The 18,527-nt window shown below is 59.2% G+C and carries 20 protein-coding genes; 3 read left to right on the top strand and 17 right to left on the bottom strand.

Features of this window, described 5'->3' with window-relative positions:
• Positions 1 to 72: 72 nt before the first annotated feature.
• From ABCN01_RS06590 to ABCN01_RS06580, 3 genes are all read right to left on the bottom strand, one after another.
• Positions 73 to 1,173: a TIGR02452 family protein gene (locus ABCN01_RS06590; RefSeq protein ID WP_342996580.1), complete on the bottom strand. Its 1,101-nt coding sequence runs from the start codon at positions 1,171 to 1,173 to the stop codon at positions 73 to 75.
• Between the two features lie 138 nt (positions 1,174 to 1,311).
• Positions 1,312 to 2,007 carry a Bax inhibitor-1 family protein gene (locus ABCN01_RS06585; protein ID WP_342996581.1) on the bottom strand — a complete coding sequence of 232 codons (696 nt, stop codon included), beginning with the start codon at positions 2,005 to 2,007 and terminating at the stop codon, positions 1,312 to 1,314.
• Positions 2,008 to 2,090: 83 nt separating this feature from the next.
• Entirely contained in the window at positions 2,091 to 2,393 is a 303-nt protein-coding gene (locus tag ABCN01_RS06580) for a hypothetical protein (RefSeq protein WP_117646482.1), read from the bottom strand.
• 286 nt (positions 2,394 to 2,679) lie between these two features.
• Between ABCN01_RS06580 and ABCN01_RS06575 the strand changes: the two genes are divergently transcribed.
• From ABCN01_RS06575 to ABCN01_RS06565, 3 genes are all read left to right on the top strand, one after another.
• Complete coding sequence (locus ABCN01_RS06575; RefSeq protein WP_117655139.1) at positions 2,680 to 3,729, top strand: inorganic phosphate transporter; 1,050 nt, start codon at positions 2,680 to 2,682, stop codon at positions 3,727 to 3,729.
• 67 nt (positions 3,730 to 3,796) lie between these two features.
• Entirely contained in the window at positions 3,797 to 4,420 is a 624-nt protein-coding gene (locus tag ABCN01_RS06570) for a DUF47 domain-containing protein (protein ID WP_117820377.1), read from the top strand.
• A 283-nt stretch (positions 4,421 to 4,703) separates the two neighbouring features.
• On the top strand, positions 4,704 to 5,234 hold the full coding sequence (locus tag ABCN01_RS06565; protein WP_342996584.1) for a nitroreductase family protein: 531 nt from the start codon (positions 4,704 to 4,706) through the stop codon (positions 5,232 to 5,234).
• 167 nt (positions 5,235 to 5,401) lie between these two features.
• Here the strand turns inward: ABCN01_RS06565 and ABCN01_RS06560 are convergent, their stop codons facing one another.
• The 14 genes from ABCN01_RS06560 to murC all read right to left on the bottom strand — a co-directional run bounded on the left by ABCN01_RS06560 (position 5,402) and on the right by murC (position 18,451).
• Complete coding sequence (locus tag ABCN01_RS06560; protein WP_342996585.1) at positions 5,402 to 6,097, bottom strand: DivIVA domain-containing protein; 696 nt, start codon at positions 6,095 to 6,097, stop codon at positions 5,402 to 5,404.
• Between the two features lie 61 nt (positions 6,098 to 6,158).
• Positions 6,159 to 6,404, bottom strand: a complete 246-nt coding sequence (locus tag ABCN01_RS06555) for a YggT family protein (protein ID WP_227790178.1) — start codon at positions 6,402 to 6,404, stop codon at positions 6,159 to 6,161.
• A gap of 57 nt (positions 6,405 to 6,461) precedes the next feature.
• Positions 6,462 to 7,184, bottom strand: a complete 723-nt coding sequence (locus ABCN01_RS06550; RefSeq protein ID WP_055251691.1) for a cell division protein SepF — start codon at positions 7,182 to 7,184, stop codon at positions 6,462 to 6,464.
• A gap of 60 nt (positions 7,185 to 7,244) precedes the next feature.
• Entirely contained in the window at positions 7,245 to 7,982 is a 738-nt protein-coding gene (locus tag ABCN01_RS06545; RefSeq protein ID WP_342996587.1) for a YggS family pyridoxal phosphate-dependent enzyme, read from the bottom strand.
• 119 nt (positions 7,983 to 8,101) lie between these two features.
• On the bottom strand, positions 8,102 to 8,959 hold the full coding sequence (locus ABCN01_RS06540) for a phosphate signaling complex PhoU family protein (RefSeq protein WP_006234247.1): 858 nt from the start codon (positions 8,957 to 8,959) through the stop codon (positions 8,102 to 8,104).
• Positions 8,960 to 9,051: 92 nt separating this feature from the next.
• Positions 9,052 to 9,855, bottom strand: coding sequence for a phosphate ABC transporter ATP-binding protein PstB (gene pstB / locus ABCN01_RS06535; protein WP_006234249.1), 804 nt, complete (start codon positions 9,853 to 9,855; stop codon positions 9,052 to 9,054).
• Between the two features lie 12 nt (positions 9,856 to 9,867).
• The gene (gene pstA, locus ABCN01_RS06530; protein WP_006234250.1) at positions 9,868 to 10,773 is read right to left on the bottom strand and encodes a phosphate ABC transporter permease PstA; all 906 of its coding nucleotides are present in this window, start codon (positions 10,771 to 10,773) and stop codon (positions 9,868 to 9,870) included.
• Positions 10,774 to 10,776: 3 nt separating this feature from the next.
• On the bottom strand, positions 10,777 to 11,703 hold the full coding sequence (gene pstC, locus ABCN01_RS06525) for a phosphate ABC transporter permease subunit PstC (RefSeq protein WP_006234251.1): 927 nt from the start codon (positions 11,701 to 11,703) through the stop codon (positions 10,777 to 10,779).
• Between the two features lies 1 nt (position 11,704).
• On the bottom strand, positions 11,705 to 12,541 hold the full coding sequence (locus ABCN01_RS06520; protein ID WP_195232066.1) for a phosphate ABC transporter substrate-binding protein: 837 nt from the start codon (positions 12,539 to 12,541) through the stop codon (positions 11,705 to 11,707).
• Positions 12,538 to 13,338, bottom strand: a complete 801-nt coding sequence (locus ABCN01_RS06515) for a purine nucleoside phosphorylase YfiH/LACC1 family protein (RefSeq protein WP_138374476.1) — start codon at positions 13,336 to 13,338, stop codon at positions 12,538 to 12,540. The genes ABCN01_RS06520 and ABCN01_RS06515 overlap by 4 nt, the downstream gene beginning before the upstream one ends.
• Before the next feature lie 210 nt (positions 13,339 to 13,548).
• On the bottom strand, positions 13,549 to 14,703 hold the full coding sequence (ftsZ, locus tag ABCN01_RS06510; protein ID WP_022094491.1) for a cell division protein FtsZ: 1,155 nt from the start codon (positions 14,701 to 14,703) through the stop codon (positions 13,549 to 13,551).
• Between the two features lie 199 nt (positions 14,704 to 14,902).
• Positions 14,903 to 15,898 (bottom strand): cell division protein FtsQ/DivIB, encoded by a 996-nt coding sequence (locus ABCN01_RS06505; protein ID WP_342996588.1) that lies wholly within the window; start codon positions 15,896 to 15,898, stop codon positions 14,903 to 14,905.
• A gap of 217 nt (positions 15,899 to 16,115) precedes the next feature.
• Positions 16,116 to 17,027, bottom strand: coding sequence for a UDP-N-acetylmuramate dehydrogenase (gene murB, locus ABCN01_RS06500; protein WP_006234257.1), 912 nt, complete (start codon positions 17,025 to 17,027; stop codon positions 16,116 to 16,118).
• Between the two features lie 5 nt (positions 17,028 to 17,032).
• The gene (murC, locus tag ABCN01_RS06495) at positions 17,033 to 18,451 is read right to left on the bottom strand and encodes a UDP-N-acetylmuramate--L-alanine ligase (RefSeq protein WP_055286074.1); all 1,419 of its coding nucleotides are present in this window, start codon (positions 18,449 to 18,451) and stop codon (positions 17,033 to 17,035) included.
• Between the last annotated feature and the right edge of the window lie 76 nt (positions 18,452 to 18,527).

Here is an 18,527-nt window from a genome sequence, read left to right as displayed (position 1 = left end):
CCTTCCTTTTAGTAAAAAGCCGGCGGGAGCAGCCTCTCCCGCCGGCTCGACCTATCTGTCAACACGTACCGGTTACAGGTACTTGCGCCAATCGTCCTCGTCCTCATCATCCTCGGTAGCAGCCTGGGCCTGCTCGGCGGCGCGAGCGGCAACCTGAGCATAGGACTCCTCGTTGCGCTCGGGGAAGTTTGCCAGCACGTGCTCGAACTTGGCAAAATCCTCATCCCAGCGCGTAGAAGGCACGGCAAAGAAGACTTGCTTGACCTTAAAGTCGCCCGACGCGAGCTCCTTGCGGAAGAGCTCGGCCACGGCCTCTGCGTCAAAGCCGTTGTTGTCGCAGCCCCAAGCGCCCAGCACGAGCTTCTCGCGACCTAGCTCGTCGCAGATGGCAAGCACAAAGCGAATGCGGTCGCGCAGGGCGTCCAGCAGAGCATCGTCGCTCACGCGATACTCCTGGCGGGCGCGCTTAACGTTGGGCGCGGCGGCCACGATCACGTCGGCGTATGCATGCACGTGGTTGCGGTCGAAGCGCACCGCAGGCACCACTAGGGCGCGGTTACGATAGAGCTCGCAGTTGATGTTGCGGCGACGGTTCTCGCCGTACCACTTACGCTGCTTATCGAGAACGTTGTACAGAAACGAATCGGCGCACAGCGTGGCCTCCTGGCCCAGATAACCCTGAATATAGCCACCGCCCGGGTTGGTGAACGAGGCAAAGGCGAGCACGGCCATGTCGCAGAACTGCGCATAGCCACGACCGTTGTCCAGGATGGCCTGCGTGGCGGAGGCATCGAGCACGGTGACCTCGGGCAGAGCCGGAGCGGGCTCCTCAGCAGGCGCGGACTCAGCTTCAGCGATTTCCTCGGCAGGCTCCTCGACGGGCTCGAGCGCTGCCTCGACCTCGGCAGCCTCCGCGCCCTCGACGTCCTCGGCAACCTGTTCTTCGGCGGCCACAGCAGTCTGAACCTTGGCCTTCATCGCCGTGACAAAGCCGGCAGGCATACCGTCAAACTCGCGAACACCGGCAAGCGAACGCTCGATATCCTTGGCGCACGCTTCGGACACAGTTGCCACGTGACGCTCGGCGGCCTTGGCACGGGCCTCGCGCTTGGGATTGGGCTGACCCGCTCGGTTGGACCTGCGGTTACGGTTCCTGTTGTCGACGTCTGCCATAAGTGGTCACCTTTCTCGGTCTCTGCCGCTATCGGCTTTTCCCATCCATGATACCCCGCCGCGTACAAAAAAGACGGCCCCGAAGGACCGCCTTTCGCATCGATTTACACGCACGGCAAGCACCGCCGCAATTCGCCACTAGTCGCGACGGCCAAGGATGTTCAGGATGCGCAAGAACACGTTGATAATGTCCACGAACAGATTGGACGCCATGAGCACGGCGTTGGGCAGCGTAGGCGGCACCGTCGTGGCAACATAGGTGTCGTAGCCAATAAAGCCGGCGAACACCACGATCACGATCAGGTCGGTGATGGTCTGCGAGACGCCCATGAACATCAGCACGATCTCAACCAGAATAGTGGCGAGCAGAATGCCAAAACCGATGCCATATACGCGCTGGAAAAACTTGGGGAACGTCACGCCCAAGGCGCCAAAGACAAAGGTGATGGCGGCCGTGGCGATAAAGGCAGTGTTGATGGTGGGCAGGTCATAGTTGGCAAGGCCAAACGACGCGGTCAGGCCAAAGGTGCTCGCAAAGATCACGTAACCCACGAGCGACAGGCCCACGGACTGTTTGCTGGCAGCAGCCGACATCATGACGATGCCGACAATAGTCAGGATAAACGAGCCAAAGACCAGTGGCAGGGCGGCGCCGCTCATCATCATGCGGGCAAACGCCATGGTGCTCGTAAAGTAAGCACCAGCGCCCATGGCACAAAAGCCCAAGAAGATCAGGGCAGACATGGCGAGATTGTACGCACGCGGCGACATCTCCTTGGCACGGCTTGCGCCAGTTTCGATGGGGCCGTTCTGATAGCCCTGGATATCGTTCATACTTCGTCCTTTCACAAAGCGCCGTGAAAGACGGCGCAGCAGATGACAAGATTCCTGTCATTGTACCCGAATGCCGTACGTCCTTACCTACGGCGCTCGCCCTCGAGCGTGCGATCAAAGGCCCAGACCCACCAACGCATCACGTGTGCCTGCGAGCCGTCCGCCCGCTCGCGCGTCTGGTCCTCCAGATACAACTCGGTCGCGTGCCCGCCAAAACGCACCTTATAGGTTGCCGTACGGATGCCGTGAACCGTCAGGCCAAACCCAGTGGTCGAGACAATCTCGTCAATCGTAAAGCAACGACCGTCGACCCAGCAGACGGTGACCGGCACGACCTGTCCGCCCGCGAGGATGCGAGCCACGACGTCCACATACTGCTTGTGCACGCGCCGAGTTTTGCCATCTGTCTGTCGATATTCCATGCCCCCTATTATCGAACGCATGTTTGCATGTTGTAAAGCGAACAGACTGTGGTTTTGGAGTGTCGTAGCAATCGCACGTGTCCGCATGGCGTGATAGCAAAAAGAACACCCGCGGTCAACAGGGATAATATTCAATTTTAGTGCCAAAAAATTCACTTCTCCCATCAGAACTCGGCAAAGAAACCCGCAGGAGGTGATACGATTTATCATGTTTTTGTAACGTGCCTGCAAACTTCGAGAAAGCCCATATATGGACGTAACGTTCTCAACCTTCCTCGGCCAAATTGTGTCGAACCCAGTCCTTGCCGTCACCGTGATCCTCGCGTTGGGCGCCATCTTCGTCAATGGATGGACCGATGCGCCCAACGCCATCGCGACCTGCGTCACTACGCGTTGCATGCCCGCCCGCGCCGCCATTCTCATGAGCGCCGCATTCAACTTCCTCGGCGTGCTCATCATGACGCACTTTAATGCGAGCGTCGCCAATACCATCTCACATATCGTCGACTTTGGCGGAAATAGCACCATGGCGCTCGCCTGCCTATGCGCGGCGCTGTTCTCCATCGTCGTCTACGGCGCCACAGCATCGCGTTTTGGCATCCCCACTTCGCAAAGCCACAGCCTTATCGCCGGCCTGACCGGTGCCGCTATCGCCCTCGGCGGCGCGAGCAGCGTCAACGTCCACGAGTGGATGAAGGTCATCTACGGCCTGGCGCTCTCCATCGGCCTGGGATTTGTCATGGGCTGGGTCCTGTGCAAGCTCGTCTCGATTCTTTTCGCCGCCGCCAACAGGCGACGTGCCAACGTCTTCTTTAAATACGCTCAGATCGCGAGTGCCGCGGCCATGAGCTTCATGCACGGCGCGCAGGATGGACAGAAGTTCATCGGCGTGCTCTTTTTAGGCGTGGCCTTCGCCAACGGCCAGACCAGCGTCGGCGATGCCGGCATCCCCATCTGGATTATGCTGCTGTGCTCGGCCACTATGGGTATCGGCACCAGCGTAGGCGGCGAGCGCATCATCAAGTCCGTCGGCCAGAGCATGGTTAAGCTCGAGAAGTATCAGGGCTTCTCTGCCGACCTCGCGGGCGCCGCGAACCTGCTACTTGCCACCCTTACCGGCATCCCCGTGTCCTCCACGCACATCAAAACCTGCGCAATCATGGGCGTCGGCGCCGTCAAGCGCCTCTCAGCCATCAACTTCGGCGTGGTCAAGGACATGATGTTCACCTGGTTCTTCACCTTCCCCGCCTGCGGACTCATCAGCTTTGTCATGGCCAAGCTGTTCATGATGTTCCTCTAGTCAAACCGAGCGTCCATCCGGATCGCAACACTTCGCCCACCCGTCTTCGCCTCGAAAGGACCCACCCATGGCAAAGAAACCCGATTCGTTCTACTTTGACAACTACGTCGCCTGCGCCGACCTCGCCGTCCAGGCCGCCGAGCTGCTTACCCAGATTTTTGAGAACTTCGATCCCGCGAAGATTCACGATATGCTCGAGGAGATGCATGCGATCGAGCATGCAGCAGACAAGAAGCACCACGAGCTCGAAGACGCCTTGCTCACCGCCTTTATCACCCCGCTCGAGCGCGAGGATCTTGATCTGATGAGCTGCTCACTCGACACCGTGCTCGACCGCATCGAGGGCGTCGTGCAGCGCGTCTACTTCACCAACATTCAGAGCATCCATCCCGACGCCATCGTCATCGCCCACAAGGTGACCGACGCTTGCCGCGCCATGAAGGACCTGATGGTCGAGCTGCCCAACTACCGCAAGTCCAAGACCCTGCGCGAGCTGGTCATCCAGATCAACACCATCGAGTCCGAGGCCGACGAGCTCTACATCAACGCCATGCGCAACCTGCACGTCAACGGCAAGGACCCACTCGAGGTCATCGCCTGGCGTGACGTGTATGCCTTCCTGGAGTACTGTGCCGACTGCTGCGAGAATGTGGCCGATGTCGTGGATTCGATTGTCATGAAGAACAGTTAATTGGGGGTACATGTCCCACCGGTCGCGGGCCCGGCCACTAATAACCTTTTTCACTCCGGCTGCAAGCAGAGTCGTTCAAAAGGTTATTAGTGGCCGGGCCCGCTCCCTTATGCACCACCATTGGGAACTTTGGCTGATAGTTAGAGCGCAATGGAGGTTTAGCCGAGGGGGCCTTTAGTACCCAATTGAGCACTTTGGCATTCGGTGGGCGTTTGGGTAGATGGGGCTTTGGGTACCTTTTGGTTTACTTTGGATTGATTCGTTGAATTTGGAGGGCTTGGTTATGAATTACTTGGATTTGGCTCGGGGTCGGTATTCTTGTCGTTTGTTTGAGGCTCGGGCTGTGGAGCAGGCTGTGGTGGATGCCATTGTTGAGGCTGGGCGTATTGCTCCTTCTGCTTGTAATAATCATCCAACCCGTGTGATGGTGTTGGATACGCCTGAACTTCTGGAGAAGGCTGCTGCTTGTCAGCCTCGGTTTGCTCGTGATGGGTCTATCTTTGGGGCTCCGCTTGTCTTCCTTATTTGCAGCGTTACCGATGATGCTTGGGTGCGCCCGTATGACCAGATGAATTCCAGTGAAATCGATACGTCCATCGTGTGCGATCAGATGATGATGGAGGCCACCGAGCAGGGTCTGGGAACGTGCTGGGTATGCCATTTTAAGCCTGAGGTGGCACAGGAGCAGTTCAATCTGTCCAAGGGCGTCTATCCCTATCACATGCTCGTCTGTGGCTATCCCGCCGACCACATCGCCGATCCCGAGCATCGCGAGGCACGCACCATTCCCCTCCCCGACTTCCTCCTCAAGTAGATTTTTGGGACATGCCTTAAAACCTACCCTTGACCGTTCACCCGTTCGCCGAGCCCTGCACCACTATGTGCAGGGCTCGGTTTTTTATGTTGCGCGCCCCGGTACAGTCATAAAAAAGGACCCGCAAGCTGCGGGTCCTTTATAGGCACTAAATTGTAGGCCGAATGTTAGTCCAGGTCGTCGGCGGCAAAGTTGTCGATCGGGGCGAAGGGATCGGCCACGGGGACAACCGGGTCAGCGACGGGCAGCGGCTCGGCGGGAACAGTCACCGCAGGAGAAGCGGCAGAACCGACCGGCGTGGAGGCCATGAGGTCGGCCGGGAAGGAGTTCTGAGCATCGTCCATGAAGTGCTGGATGAGCTTGAGGTACTCGGCCTTAAACTCCTCACGGGAAGCCTTAAGACGATCGATCTCCTCGAGCTCGGCCTGCTTCTCGGTCAGAGCCTGGCGGATAACCTCGCGGGCCTTGGCGTCAGCCTCGTTGCGGATACGCTCAGCGTTCTCGTTGGCATCGTTGACGATGGTCTCAGCGGTCTGCTGGGCAGCGATCAGGGCAGCGGAAATCTGGCGCTCCTGAGCGGAGAAGTCAGGGGCGGGAGCGGCCACGGGGGCGGCAGGAGCGGCCACGGGGGCGGCAGGAGCGGCCTGGGCGGCGGTATCCTGAGCCTGGGCAAGCTGAGCCTGTGCATCGGCAAGCTGCTGCTCGGTAGCAGTCAGACGACCCTTAAGGTCAACGATCTTAGCGAGCATAGCGTCAACCTCGGAGGACAGCGTCTCCAAGAAAACGTCGACCTCGGCAGGATCGTAGCCACGCTTGGCCTCAGAGAAAGTCTGAGCCTGGATGTCTGCAGGGGTAATAGCCATAACAAGTCTCCTTTTTCATCGCCTCGGCGCTACACGCCCGACGTAAGTTACAAAGTCAGTTCTATACGAGTATACCTATAAGAAGCTGCAGAACCAGTCTCTGCACCAACTGCAACGCAATAATCGCAACGACCGGCGAAAAATCGATACCGCCCATCGGCGGGATGAAACGACGGAACAGGTTGAGCCACGGACCGCACACGCTATCGAGCACCGCAGCAATATCCTGAAGCAAACCACCCTGCTTCATGGGAATCCACGTCATAAAGCAGTAGACGACAATGAGCGTGGAATAGAAGTTGAACAGCGTGTTGACCAGCTGGACGATAGTGTAGATATTGATGGGGATCTCCTCGTCTTGTCTTTACTTAAGGTAGCCGTCGGCACGAAGCTTCTTGAGATCGGAATCTTTGACCTCGCAGCCGGCGGGCAGCACCATGAACACGCGGTCGCCTACCTCCTTGACCGTGGCGCCCAGACCACAGGCAAAGCCGTAAGAGAAGTCCAAGACGCGCTTGGCAACTTCGGTGCGTACGCCCACAAAAATCAGTGCGACAGGCTGCTTGGTGCGAACGCGGCGCACCACGGTCTCCACGTCGTCATAGCTCTCGGGGCGCAGGACATAGGCCGGCAGCTGCGGCGTGGCGTTGATGATATTGCTCGCATAGGCCGAGGCATCGCTCGGTGCAGGCGCGGGTGCAGCGGCGGCACGGGCGCGGGTGTTCTCGGCGTAGCTCGACGGCGTGTCATAGGCACCAGGACGATAACCGCTCGCAACACTGTCCTGCGAGCGCGAAGGCGGGTTATACGTCGTGGCATGGCGGGAGTCATCGCCGACCAGCTGACCGGAGCGCGTATACACGGCAACCGACTCAGCTTCACCGCGGCGCGTCTGACCAAGCAGGCCGTTGCTCGGCTCGTCTTGGGTGTAGAAGCCCTCGCCCGAAGCACCGCTGTAGCCGTTGCCCTGATAACTATCGTCATAGCCGTCATCGTAGCCGTAGTCGTCGTCCTGGCCATAACCCTGGTCGTAACCCTGCTGGCCGCCCAGGTGCATCTTATTTTTAATCTCGTCAAGGAAACCCATGGTTGTGTCCTCTCGCGGTTTAGTGCAGGCGCCCCGATAATCAGTGCGCACTTCAGAGCCTTATTTTACTGCAAACTCCGGGCTAAATACTACCCTGCCCAGGCGAACGAGCGTAGAGCCCTCCTCAAGGGCAGGCTCAAAGTCCTCGCTCATGCCGCAGGAAAGCTCAGGCAGGTTCAAATCGGGATGTGCCACCTCCAGCTCATCCCTCAGCTCACGAAGCCCCGCAAAGGTGCGGCGTGCCACATCCTTATTCCCCCGGGGCGCCATAGTCATAAGCCCCTGCACGCAAATTCCCTCAAGCTCTGCGAGTTCACCCGCGGCGGCGCGAATCTCATCGGGCGAAAAGCCTCCCTTCGACTCCTCACCACTCACATTGACCTCAATGAGTACGCGCTGGGGGCCGACGAGCTCGCCTGCCTCAATCTTGCGGACAGCACGGCTCGAGATCGCCTGCGCCAGATGCAGAGAACCCACCGAGTGAATCAGCTCGGCTGAGCCCAGCACCGCATTGATCTTATTGGTCTGCAGGTTGCCGATCATATCGAAGCGCACCTCGGGCAGCTCCGGATGCTCCGCCAGACCCGTGAGCTTGCGAACCAGCTCCTGCGGGCGATTCTCGGCAAAATGGCGATACCCCGCCTGGATGGCGGCAACGGTCTCATCGACACCAACGGTCTTGGACACGGCAATGAGGCGCGCGGCGTCGTGGGGACGGCCTGCGCGATCGAGCGCCGCATAAAAACGTTCCAGAATCTGCTCGCGGCGAGCGCGCATCAAGTCCAAATAGTTATCCATTGCCAATCGCCTCCGCTGACAGCCAAACAAGTAGTCCCATGATATCGCAAGAGCGCGGCCCCGCATGTGCAAGGCCGCGCTCACTTAGGTATTTACAATCTTTCGACGAACGGGGTTACTTACTCCTCGTCGTCCTCGCCATCGTCCTCATCCTCAAGATGATCGAGCAGGTAGCGAAGACCCTCGCTGACCTCGTTAACGGGCACCTTGGCAACGTAGCGTGCATCGACGGCGGGCCTCATGATAACACCCTCGCCCGAAGGCACGCGCATGCTCTCGAGCTCATCCTCATCAGTGCAGGCGATATCACCGGCAGTCATACGCTGTCCGGTCAACAGGAAGGTCAGACGGCAGGCGGCATCGATGGAAATCGAGGCGATGCGATCGAGATAGCGCGATACCATGATGGCGCGGCGCAGGTCGTCATAGTTGCTGTCGTCGTCCATAAAATCGCCCGTGTCCATGCGGTTAAAGGTGCGGAAGAACTTCTCGTAGGCGGCGTGCACTGGCTCGTCCTCGACGGCCAAGTTGCAGATGATGGACATGTCGTTGGTGACGAGCGCAGAAAGCGAAGAGCCCAGCACCTGGTAGACGGCCTCAGCCTCGGCCTCGACCGTGCCGACAAGCTCCTTGGGCAGCGAGATGTCGGCCTTGATCATATGACGCGTGGCGCGGCAAATCTGGCGAACCTTATCGGTCATGCGCTGCAGGTTAAAGTCGACGTAGATGATCGTCTGCAGCAAGCGGAAGTCGGAGGCGACCGGTGACTGCGTGGCAATCAGGTTGTAGCAGACGGCCTCCAGGTTGGCGCAGCGTGCGTCAATCGAAAGCGTGCGCTTCTTGGTCTTGGTGGCGAGCTTGCGGTCGTCGGTCACATAGGCCTTCACGGCATCGTGGAGGGCCAGATCGACGGCCTCGTAGATGCTCAGCATCTCGTGACGGGCCTCGATGAGCTGACGGGAAAACAGTTTGCGCATGGTTCACTCCAATCAGTTGGGTGCGGTCATGCCGCCCGCACAGTGAATACGCACCGGACCAGATCCGATCGGCTTGGGACTAGTCGCACCGATCAGCCAAAGCGGCCGGTGATATAGTCTTCCGTCCGCGAGTCCACCGGGCTGGTGAAGATCGCGTCGGTTTGACCATACTCGATGAGCGTAGCGGGCTCGCCGGCAACTTCCTGCAAGAAGAATGCGGTGTAGTCGCTAATGCGAGCTGCCTGCTGCATTGAATGCGTGACGATGATGATCGTCATCTCGGGCGCCAGCTCGGCCATCAGATCCTCGACCTTAGAGACGGACGTGGGGTCGATGGCGGAGCAGGGCTCGTCCATCAGAAGGACATCGGGTTGCACCGCAAGCACGCGCGCGATGCACAGACGCTGCTGCTGACCGCCCGAGAGCGCCAAACCATCCTTGTTGAGCTGATTGGATACCTCTTTCCAGAGGTTGGCGCGCTTGAGCGATTCTTCCACGATGTCATCGAGGTCACTTTTGCTAGTCACGCCCTGCAGACGAGGGCCAAAGGCGACATTCTCGTAGATGGATTTGGGAAACGGGTTGGGCTGCTGAAAGATCATGCCCACGCGACGACGGAGATCGACCGGATCGACACCCTCGGCATAGATATCGTTGCCGTCGAGCGTCATGGTGCCCTCGACGCGCGTGCCCTCAATCAGGTCATTCATGCGGTTGATGCAGCGCAAAAACGTCGACTTGCCGCAGCCCGAAGGGCCAATGAAGGAGGTGATGGCGTTTTTGGCGATGTTGAGGTCAAGCCCCGTCAGCGCATGAAAGTCACCGTACCAAAAGTTGAAATCCTTGGCCGTAATGGCCGCTTGCTCCAACGCGGGAGCGGACTGATAAACGGACATGGGACTCCTTAACTAGCGACGCTTGCGCGACAGGAAGCGCGCAAACAGGTTGAAGGCCAAAATGATCACCATCAGCAAGAGCGCGGTGCCGTAGGCTGCGTTCATGTTGATGCCGTCGTTGGCAAGCAGGTACAGGTGAACGGTCATGGGACGACCGGAATCGAGCGGCGAAATAGGTAGATTGATGGCCTGGCCCATGGTGTAGAGCACCACCGCGGTCTCGCCGATGGCACGGCCGATGGCAAGGACGATGCCCGTGGCAATGCGGCCAAAGGCCGAAGGAAGCACGATCTTGGAGACGACCTGCCACTTGGTAGCGCCCAGGCCGTACGCGCCCCAACGGATATAGCGCGGAACGGCGCGAATGGCTTCTTCGGTGGTGCGCATGACGATGGGAAGCATCAAGAGCGCGAGCGCCAGAGCGGCCGAGACCATCGAAAGGCCCAGGCCCATAGCCTCGACAAACAAGGCGTAGCCAAACAGGCCCATAACGATGGAGGGCACCGAGGCCAAAGCGTCAGCAGCGTAGCGAATGAGCTCGACGACCTTGCCCTGCTTGGCGTACTCGGCCAGATAGACGGCTGCCAGCACAGCGATCGGCGTGCAGATAAGCATGGCGAGCGCCGTCACGTAGACAGTCGAGACGATCGTGGGCCAAATTCCGCCCTCGGCGTTGACGCCCTGGGGCCAACCGAAGATAAAGTCGAGCGAGATGTGTGGCAGGCCGTTGATGACCACGTAGGCGATGATAGCGACCAGCACCAGCGTGGTGATGTAGGCAGCGGCACGAAACACGCCAAGCATGATCTTGTTGGACAGGTCCTTGTTGATGCGGCCCTTCTTGCCGTGGGAAAGGGCACGCTTGATGCGCTCGCGCGACGAGGTCGTATCGACCGTCGTGTCAACGGAATCGGACATAGCCTACCCCCTCTTCTTCTTGGAAATCAGACGAACGATACCCACCAGCGTGGCGGAGATGATAAACAGGACCACACCCATGCCGAACAGCGCCGAGCGGTGCAGACCCGAGGAATAGCTCATGTCGAGCGCAATCTGGCTCGTGAGCGTCGAGATGGGGCTCGCAATGCTGTCGGGAATAACCGGGGCGTTACCTACGACCATGAGCACGGCCATGGTCTCGCCGATGGCACGGCCCATACCCAGCACGATGGCATCAACGATACCCAGCTTCGCGGCAGGTAGCACGACCTTATAGATGGTCTGCCACTTTGTGGCGCCCATGGCATACGATGCCTCGCGAATGCCCATGGGAATGGAATTGAGAGCATCGATGGTGAGCGTGGTGATGGTAGGGACGATCATGATGGCGAGCACAAACCACGCCGTCAGCGCACCAAAACCAAGGCCGCCGGTCAGTTGTGCGATAAACGGGCGGATGATGATCATGCCAAAGAAGCCGTAGATGATGGAGGGTATGCCCGCCAGCAGGTCAACGGCGGGGCTGATGAGCTTGCGCACGCGCTTGCTGGCAATCTCGACCAGGTAAACGGCCGTACCCACGCCCAGCGGCACGCCCATGGCGAGCGCACCGACGGTCACCAGACCCGAGCCAGCAAGCAGCGACAAGATGCCGTAGTGGCCCTCGGAAGGCGCCCACGTAAAGCTAAAGAAGTCAGCCAGACCGATGTCAGTAAAGACGGGCAGCGCCGAGTACGTGGTAAAGACAAAAATCAGGATGACGGTAACGACCGCCAAGAACGCGCAGGCAAAGAAGATCCACTGCAGCGCCTTCTCCTTGATATAGGTACTGCGCGATACGAGCGCCAGCTCGCGCTTCTTGGGCGTCTGAACATTCTGCTCAGTCTGGGAGTTTTCCTGTGCTTCCATGCTACTCACTCCCCTTCTCGTCGTTGGTGACGGGAATAAAGCCCGCCTCGCGAATCTGCTTGTCCATCTTTTCGGACGTCACATAGTCGATGTAATCCTGCGCCTGCTGCGAAGGCACACCCTTCACAAAGAAGTAAAGGTCGCGTGAGATGGGATAGCCGCCACTCGCGACCGTCTTCTCGGACGCCTCAACATGATTGACCGAGACGGCCTTGACCGAGGTCTTGGCGTTGAGGCTATCGACGAAGCCCAGCGAAATGTAGCCGATGGCCCCACGCGAACGAGATACCACGTCGCGCACCTGGCCCGTACCCGAAAGAACAGCCGAGCGGCGATCGAACGGCGTGCCATCCATCACGATGGTACGGAAGGCCTCGCGCGTACCGGACGCCTCGTCTCGGTTGATGACCTGAATCCTCAGGTCCTCGCCACCGACCTCTTTCCAATTGGTAATCTTGCCGGCGTAGATATCGCGGAGCTGCTCGGTCGAGAGGTTATCGACGGGGTTGTCGTCGTTCACGATGACCGCAATACCGTCGTGGGCAATGACGATGGGAGTCAGGCCCAGATCCTGTTCGTCGGCATTGAGTCCACGGGAGGAGCTGGCGATATCGGCCGTGCCGGCGCTGACGGCCTCGATCCCAGCGGAAGAACCCAAACCGGAAACGAGCACGTCGATGCCGGTCTCCTCCTTAAAGCCCTCGGCCGCAATCTCGGCGATAGGAAGGCAGGTCGTGGAGCCGGCCACGGTAATGGAAGAGCTAGAAGATCCCGAAGAACAGGCGCACAGCGTAAGCGTAAGCACAGCGGCGCTCAGGACCGATACGATCTTTCTCATAGCATCACGCCGATCGCAGCATGGCGCCCACAGGTGCCGTCCTCGTTACGGTAGGAATAAAAGCGGTCGTTCTGACGCACGGTCGAAAGCTGGGTATCCACGATATTATCCGCGTCGACACCGACATCTACCAGCGCCTCGCGAATGGCAGCGGAAAGATCGAGCATGCGAGAGGTATTCGCATCGATGCAAGAGAACTCGGCGGCAAAGCGATCCATGAGTTCCTGGGATACCTCATATTCGTCACCCAAGATATGGGGGCCGATATAGGCGGAAACGTCGCTCGCATCGCAACCGGCAGCATCGCAAAGCGCCTGGCACGCCTTGGCGGAAATACGTGCAATCGTGCCCTTCCAACCGGAGTGCACCACGGCAAATCCGCCGGGGGCCACCAGCACCACGGGAACGCAGTCGGCAAAGCAGAGCAGCACGGGCACGTTATGCGCCGTGCAGACGATGGCATCACAGCCCTCGGCAATCTGCTCGCGAACGTCCTCAAGGTCATCGGCGCCGTTCGAGGTCACCGCAACGATATGATCACCATGGACCTGATTGGGAACGAGCAGGTTGTGCTCGCACTCGGCGGCACCCATAGCCTCGAGCGCACGACGACGATTTTCTTGAACAGCAAAGGGGTCATCGCCAACATGCGAGCCCAAGTTGAGTGAGGAGTACGCATCTTCGGAAACGCCACCGGCACGCTCGGTGAAGGCAAAGCGAACATCGGATGTCGCGCCCTCCACCAACGTAACTCCATCATGGTCGACACGCGAAACTTTGTCCGCACGTGCTGCCATACTAAAGCCTCCTAATAACACAAGTACCGCGGCATCGCCGCTACAGCCCGCGTTTATACGGCTGTCATACTTCTCTAAAAGGATACCTGCTGCGCTGGAGGCAATCGTAAAGGGAACGTAAAGAGATTGGAGGTTCTAGTTTACAAAGTCGAAATAAAAAGGGCGCGTCCATACGGACACGCCCCTGTGCACAACAATGCAAAGAACGACTTAGAAGCTACCGCGCTTCAGGAAGTCGGGAAGCTCGAACTGATCGTTGCCGAAGTTAGGAAGCTCGGTGCCACCGACGTTGCGGGTCGGAGCGGCCTGAGCCGGGCTCGTGGCAGGAGCGGTGCGCTGCGGCTCAGCGGAGGCAGCGGCCTTGCTCTGAGACTGCTGAGCAGCAAAGAGCTCGTCCTGACGGTTGACGTTGGAGTCGGAGAAGCCCGTAGCGATGACGGTGATACGCACCTGATCGCCCAGGGACTCGTCGACAACGGTACCGAAGATGATGTTGGCCTCGGGGTCGACGGCGTTGGCGACAACGTCGGCGGCGTCGCTGATTTCCTGGATGCCCAGGTCCTTGGAACCGGCGATGGAGAGCAGCACGCGCGTGGCGCCATCGATGGAGCTCTCGAGCAGCGGGCTGGAGATGGCCTGCTGGGCAGCGTCGACGGCACGGGTGTCCCCAGAAGAGGTACCGATACCCATCATGGCGGTACCGGCCTGCTTCATGATGGTCTTAACATCGGCGAAGTCCAGGTTGATGATACCGGGGACGGTGATGAGGTCGGTGATGCCCTGGGTGCCCTGGGAAAGGACGCCATCGGCAATCGCGAAGGCCTCGAGCATGGTGGTCTTCTTCTCGGCGATGTCGAGCAGCTTATCGTTAGGGATGACGATCATGGTGTCGACGCAATCGGAGAGGGTCTTAATGCCCTCCTCGGCGCTCTTCTTGCGCTTGCGGCCCTCGAAGGTGAAGGGCTTGGTCACGACGGCGACGGTCAGCGCACCGACCTCGTTCATCGCGATATCGGCAACGATGGGAGCAGCGCCGGTACCGGTGCCACCGCCCTCGCCGCAGGTGATGAACACCATATCGGCGCCAGCGAGCGCCTCGGCAATGTCGTCGCGGGACTCATCGGCAGCCTTGCGGCCAACCTCGGGGTTGGCGCCGGCGCCCAGGCCGCGGGTAAGGTCGGTGCCGATGTGCACCTTGATATCGGCATCAGAGATCGCAAGTGCCTGAGCATCGGTGTTGATGGCAACAAACTCGACGCCGCGGATGCCCTCTTCGATCATTCGATTGACCGCGTTGGTACCGCCGCCGCCGACGCCGACCACCTTAATGACGGCAAGGTAGTTGTTGATCTCTGTCTCGTGCATGTCGGTCCTCCGAACAAAGGTTATAGCCATAGCATGGGTCGACCCCTGCGCACATTAACCTTCAGGTTGAAAGTAAATGCAAAGGTAAACCGTATTATGGTTGCACATTATGAACGTATCAGTCAAATAATTGACCGTGAAAACCAAACAAACCAGATAAACGGCGTGGTATGGCCCCTCAACAAAGCATCAACCAGCGCTACGAGGTCGGAGCATTCCTAAATGTGTAGTTGCCCGGAGAGCGCACATTGATATACGTTACGCCCTCTACCTGCGAAAGCAACTTGGTGACTACGCGTTCCTTCTTGGCGATATCGTCCGAATCGCCCAGCGACACCTCAATGCCGCTATTGAGGTTTGCCGAGATGGCTTCGACCGAAGGCGTGGAAATATCCTTGACTTGTCCCAAGAACTCGCTCGAAAAACCACGCACATAATCCAAGCCGGCCTTAACGGCCTTGGAGCTCACCGCCTGGCCGGAAACCGGAGCGACATCCGCCGAGACATCAGTCAACAGCACCGCGCCATAATGCTTAGCGAGCGCCAGTGCGGCATCAATGCCGGTCAAGGTATTTGAGCCCTGCCCTGTCGTGATGACGTTGCCCTGATCGTCCACTTCGACCGACGTCGACAGCGGGGCGATCCAGGTGTCATCATCCCCGATGGCCCAGGCAAGGTCATCGGAGCTGATGTAGGCAATTGCAATGACCTTGCGCTCCATCGGCGTAATGATGAGCGTATGCGGGAACTGACGCTGGACATCCACGCCCGAGACCCACGGGTTCTGCTTGAGATCCTCGGTAATCTGGTCGGGATCGACGTTAAAAAGCGACGTTCCCTCGGGCAAATCGATCAGCTGGATAGCATCGTGCTTCGTCACATGCTCGCTGCCTTGAATCTGAATATCAGTGGCGGTAAACAATCCAGAGTTGATCACCACGATGGCAACGACGACGAGCACGGCCAAGACGGCCAGAACGCCGCCCACGATTTTGCCTTTGCCTGTAACGAGAGAAGCGGCGTCTGACGTTTTATTTGCCATCGCCCCAAGTGAAGACAACGGGTTGACGCCTTTTTTACCCGAAGGCTTCTTGGCGGTAGCCGGCACCGATGTCAGCGAGCGCGGTTTCGATGCGCCCAGCGTGCGACCCGGACGCGCCGCCTTAGTTCCCGTCGAGGTCTTAGGAGTTGCCATGGGACGGGCAGGCTTGGCGCCCATAACAGGCTTTGACGTCACCGAGGGACGCGAGGACTTTTTTGCGGCCGGACGATTACCGAGCTGAGAGCCGACGACCGGACGCCCGGCCTGTCGTGCATGCCCGACAGACTTAGAGTGCGCGACGGTATTGCGTTGAGGTTTGGCAGGCGCGCCGGAACGCCCTCCGGCGCGGCGGAAGGTGGGTTTCGATGCTCTAGAAGCCGAGGAATTTAACTTCCGGTCTGAGCTCGATGCCATACGCCTCCCTCACCTTTCCGTGCACATGTCTGATAACCGCGGCAACGTCATCGGCCGAGGCAGTTCCGTTATTAACGATAAAATTAGCGTGAACGGGCGAAACTTCCGCGCCGCCAATCGAAAAACCCTTTAATCCACAATCCTCGATAAGCTTGCCCACACTCGCATCGGGCGGGTTGCGAAAGACCGACCCGCAGGATGCGCGACCCATGGGCTGTGTACGCTTGCGCCTCGTCAGGTACCGCTCCATGCGCTCGCGAATGTCGGCCTTGGGCGCCGGTTTAAGTTTGAGCACGCACTCGAGGATGATCTCATTGCGGGGAAGGCTACATTCGCGGTAGCCCCAAGTGATCTCGGACCCCGCATAATGCTTGATACCGGATGCCGGGTCAAACGTTACGACATCCTCAACCAGCGAGCCAATCCATTCGGTCCGTGTGCCGGCATTCATAGATATCGCACCGCCGACCGACCCAGGGATGCCAACGGCAAACTCAAGGCCCGAGAGGCTACGCGACAGGGCATCGTTGACCAGGCGCGCAAACATCACGCCCGCACCGACCGTCAGCGTACAACCGTCATCGGCAACAACCGTGCGCTGAAACTCACGTCCGAGCGAAATGACGGCACCGCGATAACCGCCATCGGCAACCAGCAGATTGGAGCCCTTGCCGATGATGACCCACGGCACCTGCTCGCGATCGAGCACCGCCACGGCGCGGCGGAGGGCATGATAGCTATGGCACGTCACAAAGAGGTCGGCCTTGCCGCCGATACGATAGCTCGTATGACGCGCAAGGCGCTCGTCCTCGATCACATCCGTGTCGATCATGCCCGAGAGCGCCATGACGGCGTTAAACAGACCCATTAGACTTAAGCGTCTTTCTTGGCAGTCAGATACTCGATAAACTCGGGACCGACGGTCGTAACGTCACCGGCACCCATGGTGAGCAGCAGGTCGCCCTCGCCCACCATCTGCTCGAGCTCCTGATTGAGCTCAAGACGGCTGGAGCAATACACGACCTCCTTACCAGGATGCTTGGCGCGCACGGTATCGGCGAGCATCTTAGAGGTGACACCCGGAATGGGCATCTCGCCAGCCGAGAACACATCAATCAGCAGCAGTTTATCGGCATTGGCAAATGCATCGGCAAAGTCGTCGCACAGGGCCTGCAGGCGCGAATAGCGGTGCGGCTGGAACACGACATCGACGTGCTTGTAGCCCAGCGACGAAGCGGCAGCAAGCGTCGCCTTGATCTCGGTGGGGTGATGGCCGTAATCATCGACCACGGTGATGCCATCGATATCGCCCACGTGGGTAAAGCGACGACGGACGCCCTCAAAGCTCGAGAGCGCCTTGGCGGCGGCGTCAATGTCAAGGCCCAGGACATGGGCGACGGTGAGCACCGCCGTGGCGTTAAGCATGTTGTGGCGACCGGGATTGCTCTTGATTTCCACGGCATGCTCAGTGCCGTCCTCAAAGCGAACGATAAAGTCACTCTGGATGCCCTTAACATCCGGGTGCATGCAGACGATGTCGTTGCTCTCGGCAAAGCCGTAGGAAAGCACGTGACGGCCCGTCGACTTGGCGAGCTCGACCAGATGCGGGTCCTCACCGCAGACGATGACGGTGCCGTCCTCGCCCACCAGGCTCATGAATTTGGCGAAAGTTGCCTCGATCTCCTCGATGCCCGAGTAGTGATCGAGGTGGTCGGCCTCGACGTTGGTCACAATGACTACGTTGGGGTTCAGGAACAGGAAGGAGCTGTCGGACTCGTCGGCCTCGGCGACAAAGTAGTCGCCCGAGCCGTTCTTGCCGTTCGTGTCATAGCCCTCGACGATGCCGCCGATCAAGAAGCTCGGATCCAGGCCCATGCGGTCGAGCATGGTGGCGCACATCGAAGACGTGGTAGTCTTGCCATGCGTGCCGGCAACAGCGACGGTGGTGTAGCCGTGGCCCAAAGCAGAGAGCATCTTGGCACGGGGCCACACGGGAATACCAAGCTCGCGAGCGCGCACGAGTTCGGGGTTGGACTCCGGAATAGCGGTGGAGACAACAACCACGTCGGGCTTGACCTCGTCGATCGTGGCGGCCTCATGGCCCACATGCACCTTCACACCAGCGCGGGTAAGCTGGCGAATATAACGTGACGTCTTAAGGTCGGAGCCGGTAACGGCATAACCGCGCTCGTGCAGAACGAGGGCGATGCCACTCATGCCGGCGCCGCCGATACCGATAAAGTGGGCGCTCTTAAACTCGGGCGCGGAGGTTGCAGTCTGGGAATCAGCCATGTGCTCGTGTACTCCTTGCGTAAACACTGCCTGTAACCCGTTAACTGTACCGCACCTACCGCATCAGCGCGAGGGC

This window comes from Collinsella aerofaciens, from assembly GCF_039062365.1.
Taxonomy (GTDB): Bacteria; Actinomycetota; Coriobacteriia; order Coriobacteriales; family Coriobacteriaceae; genus Collinsella.
Note: the sequence above shows the minus strand (reverse complement) of the source record. Positions and strands in the feature narration are given on the sequence as shown.

Excerpts from the sequence above, each read along its gene's own strand:
- ABCN01_RS06575 (WP_117655139.1), top strand. The coding sequence starts at position 2,680 with ATGGACGTAACGTTCTCAACCTTCCTCGGCCAAATTGTGTCGAACCCA.
- pstA (WP_006234250.1), bottom strand. The coding sequence starts at position 10,773 with ATGTCCGATTCCGTTGACACGACGGTCGATACGACCTCGTCGCGCGAG.
- ABCN01_RS06570 (WP_117820377.1), top strand. The coding sequence starts at position 3,797 with ATGGCAAAGAAACCCGATTCGTTCTACTTTGACAACTACGTCGCCTGC.
- ABCN01_RS06560 (WP_342996585.1), bottom strand. The coding sequence starts at position 6,097 with ATGGCTATTACCCCTGCAGACATCCAGGCTCAGACTTTCTCTGAGGCC.
- ABCN01_RS06515 (WP_138374476.1), bottom strand. The coding sequence starts at position 13,338 with ATGGCAGCACGTGCGGACAAAGTTTCGCGTGTCGACCATGATGGAGTT.
- pstB (WP_006234249.1), bottom strand. The coding sequence starts at position 9,855 with ATGTCCGTTTATCAGTCCGCTCCCGCGTTGGAGCAAGCGGCCATTACG.
- ABCN01_RS06520 (WP_195232066.1), bottom strand. The coding sequence starts at position 12,541 with ATGAGAAAGATCGTATCGGTCCTGAGCGCCGCTGTGCTTACGCTTACG.
- ABCN01_RS06545 (WP_342996587.1), bottom strand. The coding sequence starts at position 7,982 with ATGGATAACTATTTGGACTTGATGCGCGCTCGCCGCGAGCAGATTCTG.
- ABCN01_RS06505 (WP_342996588.1), bottom strand. The coding sequence starts at position 15,898 with ATGGCAACTCCTAAGACCTCGACGGGAACTAAGGCGGCGCGTCCGGGT.
- ABCN01_RS06590 (WP_342996580.1), bottom strand. The coding sequence starts at position 1,173 with ATGGCAGACGTCGACAACAGGAACCGTAACCGCAGGTCCAACCGAGCG.
- ABCN01_RS06550 (WP_055251691.1), bottom strand. The coding sequence starts at position 7,184 with ATGGGTTTCCTTGACGAGATTAAAAATAAGATGCACCTGGGCGGCCAG.
- ABCN01_RS06540 (WP_006234247.1), bottom strand. The coding sequence starts at position 8,959 with ATGCGCAAACTGTTTTCCCGTCAGCTCATCGAGGCCCGTCACGAGATG.
- ftsZ (WP_022094491.1), bottom strand. The coding sequence starts at position 14,703 with ATGCACGAGACAGAGATCAACAACTACCTTGCCGTCATTAAGGTGGTC.
- pstC (WP_006234251.1), bottom strand. The coding sequence starts at position 11,703 with ATGGAAGCACAGGAAAACTCCCAGACTGAGCAGAATGTTCAGACGCCC.
- murC (WP_055286074.1), bottom strand. The coding sequence starts at position 18,451 with ATGGCTGATTCCCAGACTGCAACCTCCGCGCCCGAGTTTAAGAGCGCC.
- ABCN01_RS06565 (WP_342996584.1), top strand. The coding sequence starts at position 4,704 with ATGAATTACTTGGATTTGGCTCGGGGTCGGTATTCTTGTCGTTTGTTT.
- murB (WP_006234257.1), bottom strand. The coding sequence starts at position 17,027 with ATGGGTCTGTTTAACGCCGTCATGGCGCTCTCGGGCATGATCGACACG.
- ABCN01_RS06585 (WP_342996581.1), bottom strand. The coding sequence starts at position 2,007 with ATGAACGATATCCAGGGCTATCAGAACGGCCCCATCGAAACTGGCGCA.